The sequence below is a fragment of the Paraburkholderia ginsengiterrae genome (assembly GCF_001645125.1).
Taxonomy (GTDB): Bacteria; Pseudomonadota; Gammaproteobacteria; order Burkholderiales; family Burkholderiaceae; genus Paraburkholderia; species Paraburkholderia ginsengiterrae.
The window spans coordinates 1-19,665 of record NZ_LXKA01000366.1; the positions used below are offsets into that span (position 1 = coordinate 1).

The following is a 19,665-nucleotide window of genomic DNA, read 5'->3' on the forward strand; positions in this document are numbered from 1 at the left end:
GCGGTAACCAACCCGCGGATATCAGTGTGACCCACCGTCGAGACGTACTGCTACGTCGCCCTCAGGAAATTCAGATGCACCAAAACCGAGAACCGATCGCGATTGACACGGAAAGTCATATCAGTCCAACTGCTATTAGCAAAACCGCGTTTAATAGCCACAATTCGTCGAGATATCAACGAATGTCCACAAACGAAGGGTCGGATATGGGTGCGGCGCTGGCTCAAACAGCTCTGCAACCGCCTGACGATGGAACCCGTGACGGGCCAACGCCGCAACAAGCCTCGCCGCTGAAGGTCGTAGCGCGGCCAACCGGGTGAGCATCTGACGCTCCCACGGCCTGCACAATACCGAGGCTCACCGTCGCCTGATACACCTCGCACTCGCCAGCCGGTCACGTCCGCCGTTCAACGTCTGGCTCGATGCCCCGAACTGCCGCGCGCGCTCGCGTCATGAGACGCACTGCGCGGCCGCGCAGGGGTGACACACAGGAGTGTCGCCCGCTCGCAGGCCGCGCCGTCTGACTTCCGTTTGGTTTGCCGCGATAAGGGGGTCTATCGCGGCCACCGTCTGCTTTCCCGCCAGAAAAAGCGGTTTTCTGGCGTCAGGCCTGTGCGTAATCTAGACTGGAATTTCCCGCCTGCGCCCGCCTCGATCTGCTTTCCCCGGGTGCCGTGGAGTCCCGCCATGGCCCGCCCCGCCGCCGTCTCCCCCGACCAGATCCGCACTACCGTGCTCGCGATGCTCGCCGAGGCGGAGCTGGATCCCGAGCATGCCCCGCCGACCAGCGAACGCTTCCGCCGGGTGGTGGCGGTGCGCAAGCTGCGCGCACGGCTCGGTGCCGGCGACCCGGCGATGCTCTCGCGTACCCTGAACACGATCGAGGCCGAAGTGGTGCGCGCCGGCCTTGCGCAGGTCGCGATTCCCGGCCTGCCTGACCCGATCGCCGAGCAGATGCGCGCACTGTGGCAGGCGGCCGTCGCGGTCCAGCTCGACGAGGTGGTCCGTCTCAGGGAGGACGCGACGCGGGCCGCCGAAGCGTCGGACGCCGCGCGACGGGACGCCGAGTTGCGAACCGAGATGCTACGGGTCGAACTGGCCGATCTAAGGGCGCAGGTAACGGCACGCGACAGCGAACTGGCCAACCTGCGCGCGGACTGCCGCAGCCTCACCGAGCGGGCGGCGACGCTCAATGGGGCTGCTGCGGGCCTGCAGGCCGAACGGGACACCGTCACCGCAACCCTTGCCCAGACCCGACAGTCACACGCCGACGAGTTCGCTGCGGTTCACACCCGCTACGAAGGCCTGTCCCGGCAGCTGCTGCAGGAAACGGAACACCAGCGGCACGCGCTGCAGGCCGAGCGCGAGCGGCTGGCCGGCCAGGTGTCCGAGGCCCGGGAGCGGGTCGCCGCCCTCGAGGGACTGCGTGACCGGCTGCTTACCGAGCTCGCCGGCGAGCGCGACGCCCGCCAGCACGCCGCGGCCGAAGCGGCCGCCCTGACCACGCTCGTCTCTGAGCAGCGCGCGCTACTGCAAACCATGCAGGCGGCCCAGCCCGCTCAGGCTGCCACGCACGGTGCGGCCAGCGCCACGCCCGGCCGGCGCCGCCGGACGTCGGCCACGCCATCGGTGGCGACGCCCTCGCCGGCCGGCCCCGTCGCACAGGCCAGGAGGAAGGCACGATGAACCTCGCCGGCTGGTTCGATACCGGGGCGTCGCCCCCGCAGCCGTTGCCCGGTTCGATTGACGCGGCCCTCGACTACCTGGCCGGCGCGACCGGCCATCCGGTCTACATTCGCTGGACGCTGTCGCGCCTGAAGCGCGGCTGCCCGTCGCTGGCCGACGCGAAACGCGAGCACCCTGCCGTGTTCGCGCTGCTGCTCGAGCACGAGGCCGCCATCGAATACTGGGACCGCGGCCGCCTGCGGATTGTCGCGGCGGCCGACGCGCCGGCACCGGAAACGGTGCTGGCGCGCGTGCTGCACCAGCACCGGCGCCGTTTCCGTGAGGTCGCTGACAGCAGTGTGCCGGTCACGACAGGCTCCGGTGCGTCCTCATCCTCGTCCTCATCGTCGTCCTCTCCCGCGACCGCAACGGCGGCCGTCTGGCTCGCGGCGCTCGGGCCGCCGCCCCTCGCCCAGCCTGCCGCGCCTGCGGCCAGCACCACGGGCGGCGCACTTCGGCTGGGCGGCACCGTTCTTCCTGCTGGTCGTGCTGTCGCTCATCGTGTGGCTGGTGGGACGGCAATTGGTGCCGTCGGTGGCGGAGCATTTGAGCCGCCGTCCGCCGCCGCTCGCCGAAGTCCTGCCGGATCTATGGCGGCTGCTGAGCAACCCGCGCCATCTGAACGCGTTTGCGCTGACCTTCACGATGATGATCGCGCACATGCTGGTGATCCCGTTCATTTCGCCGATGCTGGTCGCCAATCACGGCGTCGCCCCCGCGCAGCTGTCATGGCTCTACATGGCGGGCGGCGCGGCGACCTTCTTTACATCGCGCCGCGTCGGCAAGCTCGCGGACCGATTCGGCACGCGCCGGGTGTTCCGGATCGCGGCGGTGCTCGCGTTCGTCCCCGTACTGATGATGACGCATCTGCCCAATCTGCCGTTCTACGCGCTCGTGCTGTTCTTCCCGTTCTTCATGGTCCTGCTGTCCTCGCGCATGGTGCCGCGGCAGGCCCTCCTGACCACCGTGCCTGAACCTGCCCGGCGAGGCGCGTTTCTGAGCGCGAACAGCGCGCTTCAGGCCATGGGCACAGGTAGCGGAGCATGGCTTGGCGGCCTGATGCTCGGCACGTCGCCGGGCGGTCAGATAGTGGGCTATGGGACTGTCGGCTGGGTCTCGGTGGCCGTCTCGCTGGCGGGCGTGCTGTGGGTTTCGCGGGTGCGGAGCGCACAAGGCAACGCACCCGCGGCGGGGGGGTTAGTGCCGCCCGTGGTCAACCCTGTTCCGCGCCCAACCCTGCCAACGGATGCGACTCCCGCTTCCACGGCGAAGCAAGGAAATGCCTGACGCGTTCCGGCCGCACTTCAGCGAGCGTGGCGGGCGCCCAGCGGGCTTGCCGATCCTTGTCGATCAGCTGCGCTCTCACGCCCTCGCAGAAGTCGCCCTCCTCGATCACGCGCTTGACGATGCCCAGTTCCATGCGGAAGCACTCGGCCAACGTCATCTGCCGGCCTCGCAACAGCGCCTCGCGCGTGACGTGGAGCATGGTGGGTGAATGGCCGGTCAGCGCGTCGTAGGTGGACTGCAGCCACTGCCTCACTTCGCGTGAAGGATCGCGTTCCAGATCGTGCCGCAGTGTCGCGACCATCCGGTCGACGCTCGAGCGCCGGTCGAAGTGGCGCAAGATGAGCTGCGTCAATGCCCCGTGCGGCCCCAGCGCCGCATGCGGAACGATGTTGCACGGCGGCTCGAACACGCCGCGCAGCGCGGCCAGCAGATCGCCTTGGTGCGGCATGCGCTGCAGGCGCTCCTCGAACGTGGCGAGCCATTCGGCCGGCACGCACAGATCCGCCAGTTGCAGACGCAACGCATCGGCGCCTGACAGCGTCGCGCCGGTCAGCCCGACGTACAGTTCCAGCTCCGGTGGCATGACGCTCAAAAAGCGGGTTGCGCCGACGTCCGGCAGGAAACCGATGCGCGTTTCCGGCATGGCGATCTTGCTGCGCTCCGTCACGATGCGCAGCCGCGCCGCCTGGCCGAGCCCCATGCCGCCGCCCATCGTAATGCCGTCGAGCAAGGCGACCACTGGCTTCGGAAAGGTGTGCAGCGCGTAGTCGAGCCGGTACTCATCGACGAAGAACGCGAGCCACCGGCTGTCGCCGTTCTTCGCGAGCCGCTGCACCTCGCGCACGTCGCCGCCGGCGCAGAAGCCCTTGGCGCCCGCGCCCTTCAGCACGAGCGCGACGATGCCCTCGTCGGTGCGGCAATGTTCGACCAGCACGGCAAGCTCGCGCACCATGGCGTGCGAGAGCGCATTGAGCGCGGCCGGGCGGTTCAGCGTGATGATCGCCACCCGGTTGACCACACGGAACAGAATCTCGCGTTCCGCCTCGTGGCTCGCTACGGGCACGACGCTTTGCAAGGCGCTCATCGCTGCGTCTCCTGATCGGCGTGAGCGGCCTGGGCTGTTTGCGCCACCTGCCACCGCGGCGCGCGCTTCTCGAGGAACGCGTTGACACCTTCGCGCTGATCGGCGCCGTCGAACAGATCGACGAAGCGTTCGCGTTCCAGCGCCAGCGCCGCCGCGCGCGGCACGCCGTTGCGGCCCTGGTGAATCAGCGTCTTACTGAAGCCCACCGCCTGCGGGCTCAAGGTGGCGACACGCGCCGCCATGGTCAGCGCGGCCTCGCGCGCCGCGCCCTTCTCCACCACCTCCTCGACGAGACCGATACGCAACGCCGTCGCCGCGTCGACGCGTTCGCCGATGAGGATCATCCGCTTGGCCCAGCCTTCGCCGACGAGCCACGGCAGCGTCTGCGTGCCGCAGCCGCAGGGCAGCAGGCCGACCGCCGTCTCCGGCAAGGCCAGCAACGCATGTTGTTCAGCAATCCGAATATCGCATGCGAGCGCGCATTCGAGCCCGCCGCCCATCGCATAGCCGTTGATCGCCGCGATCACCACCGGACGCGCATTCTGCAAGGTTTCGAACGCCGCGCCGAAGCGCGCCGCCGCCGTGCGCGCGACTTCGCGGTTGCCGTCGGCGAACGTGTTCAGATCCGCGCCCGCACTGAAGAACTTGGGGCCGTCGCCGGTAATGACGATCGCCCGCACGTGCGCCTCGCCGTTCAGACGCTCCACCGTCTGCTGCAATTGCAGCAGACCCTCGGGCGTGAAGGCGTTGGCGGGCGGCCGCTTGAGCGTGAGTTGCGCAACGGCGCCGTCATGCGCGTAGTCGAGTTCGATCATGATGCAGCTCCGTCCCTGGCGTCCTGGGCGTCGTGACGATACAGCTTGATGACCGCGGAAAAGTCGAGACGTCCCGCGCCTTTTGCGCTCATCGTTTGATAGAGCTGCTGCGCGAGCGCGCCGAGATAGACCGGCTGACGCACCGAGCGTGCGGCATCGCTGGCGAGACCCAGGTCCTTGAGCATCAGATCCGTGCCGAAGCCGCCGGTATAGCCGCGCGTGGACGGCGCGGTCTCGATCACGCCGGGCATCGGGTTATACGTGTCCGAACTCCAGCACCGCCCCGTCGACGTATTGATGATGCCGCCCAGCACTTTCGCGTCGATGCCGAGCGCCTCGCCGAGCGACATCGCCTCAGCCACGCCCGCCATCGTGATGCCGAGCACGAGGTTGTTGCAGATCTTCGCGACCTGGCCCGTGCCGGCCGCGCCGCAATGCACGATGTTCTTGCCCATCGCCGACAACACCGGCTTGACCTGTTCAAACGCGCTCGCGCTGCCGCCGACCATGAAGGTCAGCGTGCCCGCTGCCGCGCCGCCGGTGCCGCCTGAAACAGGCGCATCGACAAAGTCGTTGCCCTGCTTCTGCGCGAGTTCGGCAAACGCCTTCACGCTGGCAGGATCGATCGTGCTCGAATCGATGATGGTCACGCCCTTGGCAATGCCCGCGAAAACGCCGTCGTCCGCGGTCAGCACGCTGCGCACGTGCGCGGCGGCCGGCAGCATGGTAATCACGCATTCCACGTCGGTCACTGCCGCCTTCGGCGATGCTGCCGCTTTCGCGCCCGCATCGACCAGCGCCTGCACGGCTTGCGCGCTGAGGTCAAATACGTTGACCGCGTGGCCCGCCTTGAGCAGGTTGTGAGCCATCGGCGCGCCCATGTTGCCGAGTCCGATAAAGCCAATCTTCATGATGTCGTCTCCGTCTATGCGCGGCTGCAATGGATGCGCTCAGCGCAGGCTGATGGTCGTGTTGACGCCGTCGTTGACGGTATCGTCGTCGAACCAGCGGGCCGTGACGGTTTTGGTCTGCGTGTAGAACTGCACGACCTGCTTGCCGTAGGGGCCGAGGTCGCCGAGCTTCGAGCCGCGCGAGCCGGTAAAGCTGAAGAACGGCACCGGCACCGGAATCGGAATGTTGATGCCGACCTGGCCGATATCGATCTCGCTCTGGAACTTGCGCGCCGCCGCGCCGCTCTGCGTGAAGAGGCCCACGCCATTGCCGAACGGATTGCTGTTGACCAGCGCGATCGCGTCATCGAGCGTCGCCGCGTTCAGCACGACCAGCACCGGGCCGAAAATTTCCTGCGTGTAGATCTGCATCTCGGTGGTGACGTCCGTGAAAATCGTCGGGCCGATGAAATTGCCTTGCTCGTAGCCCGGCACTTTCACATCGCGGCCGTCGAGCGCGCGCGTCGCGCCCTCTTTCACGCCCGCTTCGATCAGCCCGAGAACGCGCTGTTTGGCCGCGCGCGATACCACCGGGCCGATGTCCGTATTCGGTTCGCTGCCGGCATTGACCTTGAGCGTCTTCGCCTTGGCGACCAGATCCGGCACCCATTGCTGCGCGGCGCCCACCAGCACCACCACCGAAGTCGCCATGCAACGCTGCCCCGCCGCGCCGAAGCCCGCGCCGGCGAGCGCATTGAGCGTCTGCTCGCGGTTCGCATCGGGCAGCACCACGGCGTGGTTCTTCGCGCCCATCATGGATTGCACGCGCTTGCCGTGCTCGCTGCCGAGACGATAGACATGCGTGCCGACGGCCGTCGAGCCGACGAACGAAACCGCCTTGATCAGCTCATGCGTGCAGAGCGCGTCGACTACTTCCTTGCCGCCGTGCACGACGTTCAGCACGCCCTTCGGCACGCCCGCTTCTAGTGCGAGTTCGACCAGTTGCATGGTCGACAGCGGATCCTGTTCCGACGGCTTGAGCACGAAGGTGTTGCCGCAGACAATCGCCATCGGGAACATCCATAGCGGAATCATCGCCGGGAAGTTGAACGGCGTGATGCCGGCACAGACGCCGATCGGCTGGCGCAGCGTGTACGTATCGACACCGCCCGCCACGTTCTCCGCGAATTCGCCCTGCTGCAAGCTGCCGATCGAGCAGGCGTGCTCGACCACTTCGAGGCCGCGGAAGATATCGCCTTCGGCGTCGGGAATCGTCTTGCCTTGCTCGGCACTCAAGGTCTTTGCGATGCGCGGCATATGCTCGCGAATCAGCGCCTGAAACTTCAGCATGATGCGCATGCGCGCGCCAATCGGCGTGTCCTTCCACGTCTTGAACGCGGCATGCGCCGAGCGGATCGCCTCGTTCACTTCATCGGCGGTGGCGAACGGTACCCGCGCCAGCACCTCTTGCGTGGCGGGGTTGACGATATCGCGCCATTCGGTGGTCTTCGATTCGACGAACTCACCGTTGATCAGCAGCTTGACGGTGGCGGCGGCAGCAATTGCGTTCATGCTGAAACTCCTGTGCAGTGGCCGCGTGGCGGCCGAACAGTGACAATGGATAAAAAGGAATCAACGCAAGTCTGGGAAGTCTTCTTCCCAATACTCGCCGGGCAAGCGCGCGGGTTCCGCTTCGCGCTCCATTTCACGGCGCCGCAATTCCACGCGGCGAATCTTGCCGGAGATGGTTTTCGGCAGTTCGCTGAATTGCAGGCGGCGAATCCGCTTGTACGGGGCGAGCTTTTCGCGCGAAAACGCGAACACGGCGCGTGCGAGTTCGGGACCGGCTTCGTAACCCTGGCGCACCGTGACGAACGCCTTGGGCACCGACAGACGCAGCGCGTCGGCGCTCGGCACCACGGCGGCTTCGCCGATCGCTTCGTGCTCGATCAGCACGCTTTCGAGTTCGAACGGGCTCAGGCGGTAGTCCGAGGATTTGAAGACGTCGTCGGCGCGGCCCACGTAGACGTAGTAGCCGTCGTCGCGGCGCAGCGCGACGTCTGAGGTCCGGTAAAAGCCGTTGCGCATGGCTTGCGCGGTGGCGTTGGCATTGTTGGCGTAGCCCGTCATCAAGCCGAGCGGACGCTTGGCCAGAGACAGCGCGATTTCGCCTTCGGTGACGGGCTGATCGTCGGCGTCGATCAGTGCGATCGTGTAGCCCGGCAGCGGGCGTCCCATCGAACCCGGCACGACCGGCTGGCCCGGCGAGTTGCCGATCTGGCAGGTGGTCTCGGTCTGGCCGAAGCCGTCGCGAATCGTAATGCCCCACGCGTGCTTCACCCGCTCGATGATCTCGGGATTCAACGGCTCGCCGGCCCCGACAATCTCCCGCAGCTTGACCGGATAGTCGGTCAGATGTTCCTGCACGAGCATGCGCCAGACAGTAGGTGGCGCGCACAGCGTGGTGACGTTGAAGCGCACCAACACGTTCAGCGTGTCTTTGGGCACGAAGCGCGCGAAGTTGAACACGAACACACAGGCCTGCGCATTCCACGGCGCGAAGAAGCAGCTCCATGCGTGCTTGGCCCAGCCCGGCGAGCTGATGTTCCAGTGAACGTCGTTCGGTTGGAGGCCGATCCAGTACATGGTCGACAGATGGCCGACCGGATAGCTTTGATGCGTATGCTCGACCAGCTTGGGCTTCGAGGTCGTGCCCGAGGTGAAGTACAGCAGCATCGGATCGGTGGCGCGCGTGATGCCGTCGGGCGTGAACTGCGGTGAAGCGTCGTAGGCGGCGGCGAGATCGATCCAGCCGTCGCGCGGCGCGCCGACCGAGAGGCGCGTGAGCGGCGTTTCCAGCGTATCGAATTTGCCCAGCTCCGCGCTATCGACCACCACGAACTTCGCGCCGCCAATCTGCACGCGGTCGCGCACGTCGTCGGCGGAAAGCTGCGTGGTGGCGGGCAACACGATCGCGCCGAGCTTCATGGCCGCGAGCATCACGTCCCACAGTTCGACGCGGTTCGGCAGCATCAGCAGCACGTGGTCGCCGCGCCCCACGCCCACCCCGCGCAGGAAATTCGCCATGCGCGACGAGCGCTCCGACATCTGCGCGTATGACAGGCGCAGGCCGTCGCCGGTGGGATCGTCGACGATCCACAGTGCGGGATTGTCGTTGTTGCGTGCGATCACGTCGAAGTAGTCGAGCGCCCAGTTGAACTCGTCCAGCGCCGGCCACGCGAATTCGCTGTAGGCACGGTCGTAGTCGGTTCGATGGCGCAACAACAGCTCGCGCGCGTCGAAAAAGCCTTTCGCTGCAGTCATCGTCGTCTCCAATTTGACGCGGTATCCACTCCGCTTTTTTCTCCACCATCGCTCTCATTACTGCCAGGCTGCGAGGCTATTTTGCACTCAAAAACCCCCTCATCTGCATTTACACATGGCGCGCGATCACCATGCGCTGCACTTCGCTGGTTCCTTCGTAAATCTGCGTGATGCGCGCGTCGCGGTAGTGGCGCTCCACCGCGTAGTCCTCGAGATACCCATACCCGCCGTGAATCTGAATCGCGTTCGAGCAGATTTCCTCGGCCAGCTCCGAGGCGAACAGCTTCGCCTGCGAGGCTTCCGACAGACACGGCTTGCCTGCCGTGCGCAGCCGCGCCGCATGATGCACGAGCAGGCGCGCGGCATTCAGGCGCGTGGCCATGTCGGCGAGCATGTTGGCGATGGTCTGATGGTCCTTGAGCGCCTTGCCGAACTGAATCCGTTCGCTCGCATAGCAACGCGCGGCATCGAACGCGGCCCGCGCGATGCCGACTGCCTGCGCGGCGATGCCGATGCGCCCGCCTTCGAGATTCGACAGCGCGATGCGCAAGCCTTCGCCCGGCTCGCCGAGCAGATTGGCCTCGGGCACGGCGCAGTCGTCGAACGAAATCGGGCAGGTGTCGGACGCGCGAATGCCGAGCTTGTGCTCCGGCTTGCCGACGTTGAAGCCCGGCGTATCGGTCGGCACGATGAAGGCGGACAGGCCGCGCTTGCCGCGCTCGGGATCGGTGACGGCGAACACGATCGCGAGATCGGCGCGCGCGCCGTTGGTCACGAACTGCTTGCTGCCGTTGAGCACCCACTTGCCGTCGCGCAGCACCGCGCGGGTGCGCAGATTGTTCGCCTCGGAGCCGGCCTGCGGCTCGGTCAGGCAGAACGCGCCGATGCGCCGGCCGGTGGCGAGGTCGTGCAGATAGCGGTCCTTTTGCGCAGCTGTGCCGAAGTTGAGGATCGTGCCGCAGCCGACCGAGTTGTGCACACTCATCAGCGTGGCGCACGCGGCGCAGCCCGCGGCGATCTCTTCGAGCGCGAGCGCGTAGGCCACGTAGTCGGTGTAGGAACCGCCCCACTCCGGCGGCACGATCATGCCGAGAAACCCGAGCTCGCCCATCTGCTTGACGACCTCGTCGGGCAGGCGCGCTTCGCGGTCCCACTGCGCGGCATGAGGCGCGAGACATTCGGTCGAGAAATCGCGAGCGGCGTCGCGGATCATGCGTTGTTCGTCGGTGTAGAAGCTATCCATGGTGCTCGTCCTGTCCGTCTGATCGCAGCGGGTGTGTGGCCGTTGCGTGGCTTTTGCGCGATCCGTTGGGACCCAGTGTAGGCAAGCCGCTGGACAGGTTCGATGCTCAGCGCGATCATTCTGAATGAGCGCATTTGCCATACTGGTACGATGCAACAGCTAATCAAGCCGCAGTTTCAAGGGCTTAGCGCACCACCGCAGGCAAAATTCTGAGCGCTTTTGCCAGCCCGACCCGATAGATCAGACTCCGATGAAAAGCGAAAAAGGTACGATTTCCGTCAGCATGGTCGAGGAAACCCTGGCTCTGGCTCGGGCGCGCGGACTCGACGCGCTGCCGCTCGCCGAAGCCGCCGGCATCGCGGCGCCGATGCTGGCGTCACCGAAAAGCCGGGTGTCGTCGGCGCAATACGGCGCGTTGTGGGCCGGCATTGCGCGTGCGCTCGACGACGAGTTCTTCGGCCAGGATTCGCATCGCATGAAAAGCGGCAGCTTCATCGCCATGACGCAGACGGCGCTGACCGCGCGCAACGGCGCGCAGGCGCTGGCGCGCGCGGTTGGCTTCATGCGGCTGGTGCTGGACGATCTGGGCGCTCGCATCGACACGAACGCGCAACGCGTGCGCCTGTGCTTCGTCGAAAGCGGAACCGCGCCGCCGCCCGCCATGTTCGCCTACGCGACCTACTTCATCCTCGTGTATGGCCTGTTGTGCTGGCTGGTCGGGCGGCGCATTCCGCTCGTCGAGGCGCGCTTTCGCTGCGCGGAGCCGCCCGCCGCGCATGAGTACCGCCTGATGTTCTGCGATGACATGAGCTTCGATCAGGCCGAGTCTTACGTCGATCTCGCGCCCGGATTTCTGGAGCTGCCCGTGATCCAGACGACCAAGTCGGTCAAGCCCTTCCTGCGCGATGCGCCGGGCAGCTTCATCGTCAAGTACCGCAACGCCGGCTCGCTCGCGACGCGCGTGCGCAAGATGCTGCGCGCCATGCCGATGTCCGGCTGGCCCGCCGCGGATCAGATGGCCGAACGGCTGCACGTGGCGGAAGCCACCATGCGGCGGCGTTTGAAACAGGAAGGCTATACGTATCAGTCGATCAAGGACGACCTGCGGCGCGATATCGCGATCGGCGAGCTGCAGGACACCGACCGGACCATCGCCGACATCGCCACCGCCGTGGGATTTGCCGAGCCGAGCGCGTTTCATCGCGCGTTTCGCAAGTGGACCGGCATGCGGCCGACCGACTATCGCCCGGCGCGTGCGGATTTCACGCGCCGGGCGGAATCGGACTAAGCTGTAAGGGTCAGGCCAGCCTTCTCCTTGGGGTATCGGCCCGCGCCGGTCGGTACGTGTCGACAGGGTGCGGCAGCCGTCAGCGATGAGCACGTATCCACGTCTCCCGTTCCGGCAGTCTGGTCCACGCGTGCCGCTTATCCGTGGCGGCGCCGTGGGCCGGTTGATGCGCGGCATCACCGTGCTTGGCGTGCTTTTGACTTGCGGATTCGCGTCGTGCGAATCCAACGCGCCGCTGCTGGCCGCAATGGCGCCCAACAGCGTGGTCGTGATTCCTGTGAACGGGGCGATCGGCCCGGCCAGCGCCGATTTCATCGTGCGCAGCCTGCAGCGCGCCGCCGACGAGCGCGCGCAACTCGCCGTGCTGCAGCTCGACACGCCCGGCGGGCTCGATACGTCGATGCGGCAGATCATCAAGGCGATTCTCGCCTCGCCGGTGCCGGTCGCCACCTTTATCGCCCCGACCGGCGCGCGCGCGGCCAGCGCCGGGACCTACATCATCTACGCCAGCCACATCGCGGCGATGGCGCCGGGCACCAATCTCGGTGCGGCCACGCCGATTCAGGTGGGTATCGGCGGTGCTGAGCCGCCGGGGGGCGGAGGCGCGCCGGGGATGCCTGGTGGCGGTGGAGCGCCCGGAATGCCGGGCGGCAGTGGAGCGACTGGGATGCCGGGCAGTGGTGGCGGTGCCGCTGGCGGGCCGTCCAAACCCGCGGCATCCGCGCCGGCTGACGCCACCAGCGCAACAAGCGCCGCCCTGCCCCTCGACACCCAATCAACCGAAATGCGCAAGCAGGTCCACGACGCCGCCGCCTACATCCGCGGCCTCGCGCAAATGCACGGGCGCAACGCCGACTGGGCCGAGCGCGCGGTGCGCGAAGCTGTCAGCCTGTCGGCGACGGAGGCGCTCGCGCAGCACGTCGTCGATCTGAATGCGCGCGACGTGCCTGATTTACTGCGCCAGGTGGACGGCCGCACGATCGCCACGAGCATCGGAAAGGTCACGCTGCGCACCGCGCAGGCGCCAGTCGTCACGCTCGAAGAAGACTGGCGCAGCCATTTCCTCGCCGTCATCACCGATCCCAACGTCGCGCTGATCCTGCTGATGCTCGGCATGTACGGCCTGTTCTTCGAATTCGCCAATCCCGGTTTCGTGCTGCCCGGCGTGGTCGGCGCGATCAGCCTGCTGATCGGCCTCTTTGCCATGCAGATGCTGCCGGTCAACTACGTCGGCCTGAGCCTGATCTTTCTCGGCATCGGCTTTCTGATCGGCGAAGCGTTTCTGCCGACGTTCGGCTCGCTTGGCATCGGCGGCGTGGTCGCGTTCGTGATCGGCGCATTGATGCTGATCGACACCGATGTGCCCGGCTACGGCATTCCGCTGCCGATGATCGCCGCCGTGGCGGTGTTCAGCGTGCTGTTCGTGCTGGGCGTGTCGCGGCTCGCGCTGGGCGCGCGGCGGCGGCCGGTGGTGACCGGCGCGGAAGCGCTGGTCGGCAGCGTCGGCGTGGTGCTCGAAGGCGGCCTTTTGCCCGAGGACGCCGCCGCGGATGGCGCACCGGCCGGTTGGGCACGCGTGCATGGCGAACGCTGGCGGGGGTCCAGCACGGCGCCGATCGAGGCCGGTCATGCGGTGCGTGTCACCGCGCGGCGCGGATTGACGCTGACCGTCGTGCCCGCGGAATCAGGACAACAAGGAGAACGCAAATGATCGGTTTCACATTCGGCTTCGGCAGCATTCTGATTCTGCTGGTGGCCGTGCTGATTGCTTCATCTATACGGATTTTTCGGGAGTACGAACGTGGTGTCGTGTTCACGCTCGGGCGTTTCTGGAAGGTCAAGGGGCCGGGCCTCGTGCTGATCATTCCGGTCGTGCAGCAGGCCGTGCGCATGGATCTGCGCACCGTCGTGTTCGACGTGCCGCCGCAGGACGTGATCACCCGCGACAACGTGTCGGTCAAGGTCAATGCCGTGGTGTACTTCCGTGTGGTCGATCCGGAGAAAGCGGTGATTCAGGTCGCGCGCTACTTCGAGGCCACCAGCCAGTTATCGCAGACGACCTTGCGCGCGGTGCTCGGCAAGCACGAACTCGACGATCTGCTGGCGGATCGCGAGCAGCTGAACGCGGATATCCAGAAAGTGCTCGACGCCCAGACCGACGCGTGGGGCATCAAGGTGTCGATCGTCGAGATCAAGCACGTGGATATCAATGAAACGATGATCCGTGCGATTGCCCGCCAGGCGGAAGCCGAACGCGAACGGCGCGCCAAGGTGATTCACGCGGAAGGCGAATTGCAGGCCTCGCAACACTTGCTGGAGGCGGCACAGACGCTGGCGCGCCAGCCTCAGGCCATGCAGTTGCGCTACCTGCAGACTCTCACGACCATCGCCGCCGACAAGAACTCGACGATCGTGTTCCCGCTGCCTATCGACCTGTTGAGCGCGGTGCTGGATCGCTTTGGCAAGCCGTCGACGTCGTAAATCGAGGGGGTTTGACGTCACTGTGCGCCTCACTGGGGCTCACAGGACGAAAGAGTGCATTGCGATTAGTCGCCTTACATTAGTCGCCTTACTCGTCATGCACGCCAATCTTAAAGTTCGGGGGGTGTTTTTTAACCGCTCCACAGGAGCTCGTCATGAAAGTTATTTCTCTGGTTGGATTCGGCGCGCTGTTGGCCGCCGTCAGCATGAGCACCGCGTTCGCGGAAACATCGCCGCGGTCTTACGACCCCTCGGCTCCAAAAACGCGCGCCGAAGTCATCGCCGATCTGATCGAATGGCGTGCCGCCGGCTATGATCCGCTCGACTGGATCGACTATCCGGACAACGCATTGCGCGCGGGCCGCATTGTCGCGGCACGGCGGGCGCAGGAATCGGGCGGCACGATGATGCAGTAAGCGCCAGCCGCCGCGCGGCATGCCGGGCTGCCCGCGATTGCAAGGGCCGTGGGCGAGCCTGGTCCGGCATGCCTTTCGGCTGATCCCCGGCGCTTGCCGGCAACGTCGAAAATTCGCTTGCCGTGCCGCCCCGCGCGCTGGCAAGGTATCATCTCGCCCCTTCGCCACCCCTCGCAGCCGGAATCCGAACAATGCCAATCTGGGTTGACGCCGACGCCTGTCCGGTCGTAATCAAGGAAATGCTGTACCGCGCCGCGCGCCGCACCGGCATGACGCTGACGCTGGTCGCCAATTCGTTTCTGCGCGTGCCGCCCTCGCCCCTGATCCGCGCGATCCAGGTGCCGGCCGGATTCGACGCCGCCGACGACCTGATCGCCGAACGCGTCGTGAAAGGCGACCTGGTGATTACCGCCGACATCCCGCTCGCCGCCGCGGTGCTCGCCAAGGACGCGCAGGCGCTCGACCCGCGCGGCAACTGGTACACGCCCGGCACGATCGAAGAACGGCTGCGCATGCGCTCCATGCTCGACCAGTTGCGCGGCAGCGGCGTCGATACCGGCGGCCCGGCGGCGTTCAGCCAGCGCGACAGCAAAAGCTTCGCGGGCGAACTGGACCGCTGGCTGGCGCGGCAACGGCCGCCGGGTGATGCGGCGGCGCCACAGTTGCCCGGCGAACCGTCCACTGAATGAGCTTTTACGCAGCCGTTGCGCCACACAACCCGGCTAGCGGCCGCGAATCATGATTACAATCCGCCCGTAGCCCCGGCGACACGGTGCATCACTGGCCTAAACCACAAGAAACGCTTTCTGAACGACGAGAGACCCGCCTCATGGACTCCATACAACGCTACTTCGGCCTCGACGCCGCCGGCACCAATCTGCGCACCGAAGTGCTCGCCGGCGTGACCACCTTCCTGACGATGGCCTACATCATCTTCGTCAACCCGGCGATTCTCGGCGACGCCGGCATGCCGAAGGACGCGGTGTTCGTCGCGACCTGCATCGTCGCCGCGCTGGCCTCGCTGATCATGGGTCTCTACGCGAACTATCCGATCGCGCTCGCGCCCGGCATGGGCCTGAACGCGTACTTCGCGTACACCGTCGTCAAAGGCATGGGCTTTACCTGGCAGGCTGCGCTCGGCGCGGTGTTCATCTCCGGGTGCCTGTTCATGATCGTCACGTTGTTCCGGGTGCGCGAAGTGATCGTCAACGGCATTCCGCATTCGATACGCATTGCCATTACCGGCGGCATCGGCCTCTTTCTTGCGATCATTTCGCTGAAGTCGGCCGGCATCGTGGTCGGCAATCCGGCCACGCTCGTGACACTCGGCGACCTGCACAGCCCCCATGTGGTGCTCGCGGTGATCGGCTTCTTCGCGATCGTCACGCTGGACCATCTGAAAGTGCGCGGCGCGATCCTGATCGGCATTATCGGCGTGACGGTGCTGAGCTTTTTCTTCGGCGGCAATCAGTTCCACGGCATTGTTTCCGCACCGCCGTCGATCTCGCCGACGCTGTTCCAGCTCGACATCCGCGCCGCGCTGTCGAGCGGCGTGCTGAACGTGATCCTGGTGTTCTTCCTCGTCGAACTGTTCGATGCGACCGGCACGCTGATGGGCGTGGCCAACCGCGCCGGGCTGCTGGTGGAAGGCAAGATGCACCGCCTGAACCGCGCGCTGCTCGCGGACAGCACGGCGATTCTGGCCGGCTCGATGCTCGGCACGTCGTCCACGACCGCGTACATCGAAAGCGCGTCGGGCGTGCAGGCAGGCGGGCGCACCGGCGTTACTGCCATCACCGTGGCCGTGCTGTTCCTCGCGGCGCTGTTTTTCGCGCCGCTCGCGGGCGTGGTGCCCGGCTACGCGACCGCACCGGCCTTGCTGTATGTGTCGTGCCTGATGCTGCGCGAAATGCTCGACCTGCCGTGGGACGATGCCACCGAAGTCGTGCCGGCCGCGCTCACCGCCCTGCTGATGCCCTTCACCTATTCGATCGCCAACGGCGTCGCGTTCGGCTTCATTTCGTATGCGGGCCTGAAACTGCTGACCGGCCAGGCGCGCAAGGTGAAGCTGGTGGTGTGGATCATCGCCGCGATTTTCCTGTTCCGTTATTTTTATCTCGGCAGCGAATAAGCGGCAGCGCCGGGCGCCTGGTGGCCCGCTACGGTTGACGCCGTGGCGGACGATCTGAGCGCGCTCGTGCGCGTGTCTGAACACCGGCGGCACGAACGGCCGCGGGCAGTTTGAACGATCGATGCCGCGCCTGGGTTTCCCCGGCTTATGATTCTTGCGCGGCTTTCCCTGCTGCTATCGGCGTTGACTGACGGCAGGGACGTCTTCAGTCAATTGCGCCAGTTGGCTTCGTAGAAGCGCACGTAGCCGCTTCTGAGCACGAGGCATTGCGCGCGCGTTTCCGATATCAGGCGCCGTGTGGCGGCTTCGATTCGGGCCCGATGAGTGTCGAATGCGCCGACCATGTCTTCCAGACGCGGCGATGCGGCCCCGAAGTGGTCTTCCAGTGCCTCCGCCGTGATCATGCACTCCACTCTTTCCCCATCGACCATCGCCGGGAACGCCAGGGTGAGTTCGCGCCCTGAATATTCAGGAGTTTCATTCGGGAATAGGATCTGCATGGGGTTCACCTGGAAGGTAGAGGCCGCGCATGGTGTAGCAGGGATAATGCGCACGCCGGTTGCATCCGATCGCGTCTGCAGCGCCAACCTCCTTGTCCAATACTGACGACGCGGGCTCGTCAACCTGCCGCGGCGGCACGGTGTTTCGCGTCTCGCGTAGGTGATTTGATTCACTTTAGACGAGTTCGGGCGCTGCGCAAGTTTTACTTACTGGGTGCCTGATTCTGGTGCCTCGTGCAGGCTCGTGATTCCACTCCCTGGCGCACCGTCTCCGTTTTTTCCCTGCCGCGCACCCTGCGTTTCGTCCTGTAATATCGGAGTTCGGCCGCACGCGCGCATGTTGCGCTGCGGCATCGAACGGAGGGCCACGTACCCGCCGAGTCCGATTACCGGAGACAAGCTTTGACCGATCGTTCCGCCATGCCGCCCACCTTCGGGCGGCCCGATGTCATCGCGCAAGCTCACGCCCGCTCGCTCGAAATCGGCCTGCGCGCGTCGGAAACGCCCGACTTTCATCCGCTGCGGCGGCCCGCGCTGCGCGAACTCGTCGATCGCAATCAGTCGCTCTACACGCATGCGCTGCCGGTCATGGAAACGCTGCATGCGCAGATCGTCGACACGCAAAGCATGGTGCTGCTCACCGACAATCACGGCGTGATCCTGCACAGTCTCGGCGACAGCGACTTCGTGGAAAAAGCCAATCGCGTCGCACTGTGTCCGGGCGTGTCGTGGGCCGAAGCGGATCGCGGCACCAACGCGATCGGCACCGCGCTAGTCGACGGACAGCCGACCGTGGTGCATGCGGAAGAACACTTCCTGCACGCCAACCGGATCCTCACCTGCTCGTGCGCGCCGATCGTGGATCCGTTCGGGCGCACCATCGGCGCACTCGACGTGAGCGGCGACACGCGCGGTTTCCATAAGCACACGCTCGCCCTCGTCAGGATGTCGGCACAGATGATCGAAAATCATCTGTTCTCCAATCAATTCGTCGACGCGATCCGCGTCCACTTTCACGCCCGCGCCGAATTCATCGGCACGCTGTTCGAAGGGCTCGCGGCGTTCGCGCCGGACGGCACGTTCCTGTCGGCCAATCGCAGCGCGTTGTTTCAATTCGGGCAACCGCTAGGCGACCTGCAACGGCAGCCGTTCGAGGCGCTCTTCGGCCTCTGCTTTGAAAAGCTCTTGCAGCAGATCGCGCGCGCGCCAGGCGAAAGCGTGGTGCTGACGCTGCCGAGCGGCGTGCGTGTCGTGGCGCGCGGCGAGTTTGCCGCGCCGCGTTACATTGCGGCGGCGGATGAACTGGTCAGCCCGTCGCGTGCGCCCCTATCCGGCGGTGCGCGTCATCCGGCGAGGGCCGCCGAGCCCGCGCCGCTCGCCACGCTGGAAACGCTCGACACCGGCGACGCGCAAATGGCCGCGATCCTGCGACGGGTCGCGAGGCTGCGTGGCCGTGATATTCCGGTTCTCGTGCTCGGCAAAACCGGCACCGGCAAAGAGTGGCTCGCGCGGGCCATCCATCACGATTCGCCGCGACGGGCCGCGCCCTTCATCGCACTGAATTGCGCATCGTTGCCCGATACGCTGATCGAAGCGGAGTTGTTCGGCTACGAAGACGGCGCGTTCACCGGTGCGAAAAAGCGCGGCAGCGTCGGCAAGATCGTGCAGGCCGACGGCGGCACGCTGTTCCTCGACGAAATCGGCGACATGCCGCTCGCCCAGCAGGTGCGCCTGCTGCGCGTGCTGCAGGAGCGCACCGTCGTGCCGCTCGGCGGCACCCGGGCGATTCCGGTGGATCTGCGCATTGTCTGCGCGACGCACCGCAATCTGCGCGCGATGATCGAAGCGGGCACCTTCCGCGAAGACCTGTATTACCGGATCAATGGACTTGTCGTGACGTTGCCGGCGCTGCGCGAGCGCACGGATCTGCGCGCGCTCGTCACGCGCATGCTGACCTTGCAGCCGGATGGCGAACGCTTGCCGCGGCGCGTCTCCGACGCCGTGCTTGAGCGGTTTGGGCAATGCCGCTGGCCGGGCAATCTGCGGCAACTGGCCAATGTATTGCGCACGGCGAGCATCATGGCCGAAGGCGCGGAGCAGATCGAACTCGACGATTTGCCTGAGGACTTCCTGCACGATTGCGTCGATGCCGCGACGGATGCAAGCGTGGCTTCGCTGATGGCCGCGGAAGGTCCGGTCGTGCCGGCAGTGCGGCCCGCGGCTTCGGGCTGCGACGAAGTTGTCCACGCGGCACCACCCGCGCAAGAGCAGCCGGCACCCGGCCGGATGGAAGACTGGCAGGCCACGCTGATTGCGCAAACGCTCGCGCGGCTCGGCGGCAACGTGTCAGCCGCGGCACGCGAGTTGGGCTTGGCGCGCAACACGGTGTACCGGTATTTGCGGCGCGGCAGGACGACTCATTGAAGCAGCAACGTGTAAAGTGTGGCGCAACCCGTCACAGACTTGCACGATGTCCGACCC

The 19,665-nt window shown here is 66.0% G+C and carries 16 protein-coding genes and 1 pseudogene; 10 read left to right on the plus strand and 7 right to left on the minus strand.

Annotation, left to right across the window (positions count from 1 at the left end):
- The 3 genes and pseudogenes from A6V37_RS41935 to A6V37_RS34305 form a co-directional block, all read left to right on the plus strand.
- The coding region (locus A6V37_RS41935) for a hypothetical protein (protein ID WP_208607908.1) at positions 1-320 on the plus strand (320 nt) is incomplete at its 5' end.
- A 367-nt stretch (positions 321-687) separates the two neighbouring features.
- Positions 688-1,686: a DNA-binding protein gene (locus tag A6V37_RS34300; RefSeq protein ID WP_064270915.1), complete on the plus strand. Its 999-nt coding sequence runs from the start codon at positions 688-690 to the stop codon at positions 1,684-1,686.
- Between the two features lie 486 nt (positions 1,687-2,172).
- Positions 2,173-3,012: pseudogene (locus A6V37_RS34305) on the plus strand (MFS transporter); the annotation flags it as partial.
- Here A6V37_RS34305 and A6V37_RS34310 read toward each other — a convergent pair.
- The 6 genes from A6V37_RS34310 to A6V37_RS34335 all read right to left on the minus strand — a co-directional run bounded on the left by A6V37_RS34310 (position 2,939) and on the right by A6V37_RS34335 (position 10,368).
- Positions 2,939-4,096: an enoyl-CoA hydratase/isomerase family protein gene (locus tag A6V37_RS34310; protein WP_064270913.1), complete on the minus strand. Its 1,158-nt coding sequence runs from the start codon at positions 4,094-4,096 to the stop codon at positions 2,939-2,941. The pseudogene A6V37_RS34305 and the gene A6V37_RS34310 overlap by 74 nt on opposite strands.
- A complete protein-coding gene (locus tag A6V37_RS34315; protein ID WP_064270911.1) occupies positions 4,093-4,911 on the minus strand; it encodes an enoyl-CoA hydratase in 819 nt (272 codons plus the stop codon). The genes A6V37_RS34310 and A6V37_RS34315 overlap by 4 nt, the downstream gene beginning before the upstream one ends.
- The gene (gene mmsB, locus A6V37_RS34320) at positions 4,908-5,822 is read right to left on the minus strand and encodes a 3-hydroxyisobutyrate dehydrogenase (protein WP_064270909.1); all 915 of its coding nucleotides are present in this window, start codon (positions 5,820-5,822) and stop codon (positions 4,908-4,910) included. The genes A6V37_RS34315 and mmsB overlap by 4 nt, the downstream gene beginning before the upstream one ends.
- 39 nt (positions 5,823-5,861) lie before the next feature.
- A complete protein-coding gene (locus A6V37_RS34325; RefSeq protein WP_064286813.1) occupies positions 5,862-7,373 on the minus strand; it encodes a CoA-acylating methylmalonate-semialdehyde dehydrogenase in 1,512 nt (503 codons plus the stop codon).
- Between the two features lie 60 nt (positions 7,374-7,433).
- Positions 7,434-9,125: an AMP-binding protein gene (locus A6V37_RS34330; protein ID WP_064270905.1), complete on the minus strand. Its 1,692-nt coding sequence runs from the start codon at positions 9,123-9,125 to the stop codon at positions 7,434-7,436.
- Positions 9,126-9,234: 109 nt separating this feature from the next.
- On the minus strand, positions 9,235-10,368 hold the full coding sequence (locus A6V37_RS34335) for an acyl-CoA dehydrogenase (protein WP_064286814.1): 1,134 nt from the start codon (positions 10,366-10,368) through the stop codon (positions 9,235-9,237).
- A 250-nt stretch (positions 10,369-10,618) separates the two neighbouring features.
- Between A6V37_RS34335 and A6V37_RS34340 the strand changes: the two genes are divergently transcribed.
- From A6V37_RS34340 to A6V37_RS34365, 6 genes are all read left to right on the plus strand, one after another.
- The gene (locus A6V37_RS34340) at positions 10,619-11,656 is read left to right on the plus strand and encodes an AraC family transcriptional regulator (protein ID WP_064270901.1); all 1,038 of its coding nucleotides are present in this window, start codon (positions 10,619-10,621) and stop codon (positions 11,654-11,656) included.
- 85 nt (positions 11,657-11,741) lie between these two features.
- A complete protein-coding gene (locus A6V37_RS34345; RefSeq protein WP_064286815.1) occupies positions 11,742-13,367 on the plus strand; it encodes an NfeD family protein in 1,626 nt (541 codons plus the stop codon).
- A complete protein-coding gene (locus A6V37_RS34350; protein ID WP_064270897.1) occupies positions 13,364-14,137 on the plus strand; it encodes a slipin family protein in 774 nt (257 codons plus the stop codon). Before A6V37_RS34345 ends, A6V37_RS34350 begins: the two co-directional genes overlap by 4 nt.
- A gap of 155 nt (positions 14,138-14,292) precedes the next feature.
- Positions 14,293-14,553 carry a DUF4148 domain-containing protein gene (locus tag A6V37_RS34355; protein WP_064270895.1) on the plus strand — a complete coding sequence of 87 codons (261 nt, stop codon included), beginning with the start codon at positions 14,293-14,295 and terminating at the stop codon, positions 14,551-14,553.
- Between the two features lie 191 nt (positions 14,554-14,744).
- Positions 14,745-15,242, plus strand: a complete 498-nt coding sequence (locus A6V37_RS34360) for a YaiI/YqxD family protein (protein WP_064270893.1) — start codon at positions 14,745-14,747, stop codon at positions 15,240-15,242.
- 140 nt (positions 15,243-15,382) lie between these two features.
- Positions 15,383-16,684, plus strand: a complete 1,302-nt coding sequence (locus tag A6V37_RS34365; protein ID WP_064270891.1) for an NCS2 family permease — start codon at positions 15,383-15,385, stop codon at positions 16,682-16,684.
- Positions 16,685-16,893: 209 nt separating this feature from the next.
- On the opposite strand, the gene A6V37_RS34370 is transcribed toward A6V37_RS34365, so the two are convergent.
- Positions 16,894-17,184 (minus strand): DUF1488 family protein, encoded by a 291-nt coding sequence (locus A6V37_RS34370; protein WP_064270889.1) that lies wholly within the window; start codon positions 17,182-17,184, stop codon positions 16,894-16,896.
- 402 nt (positions 17,185-17,586) lie between these two features.
- Between A6V37_RS34370 and A6V37_RS34375 the strand changes: the two genes are divergently transcribed.
- Positions 17,587-19,608 carry a sigma-54-dependent Fis family transcriptional regulator gene (locus A6V37_RS34375; protein ID WP_064286816.1) on the plus strand — a complete coding sequence of 674 codons (2,022 nt, stop codon included), beginning with the start codon at positions 17,587-17,589 and terminating at the stop codon, positions 19,606-19,608.
- Positions 19,609-19,665 lie beyond the last annotated feature (57 nt).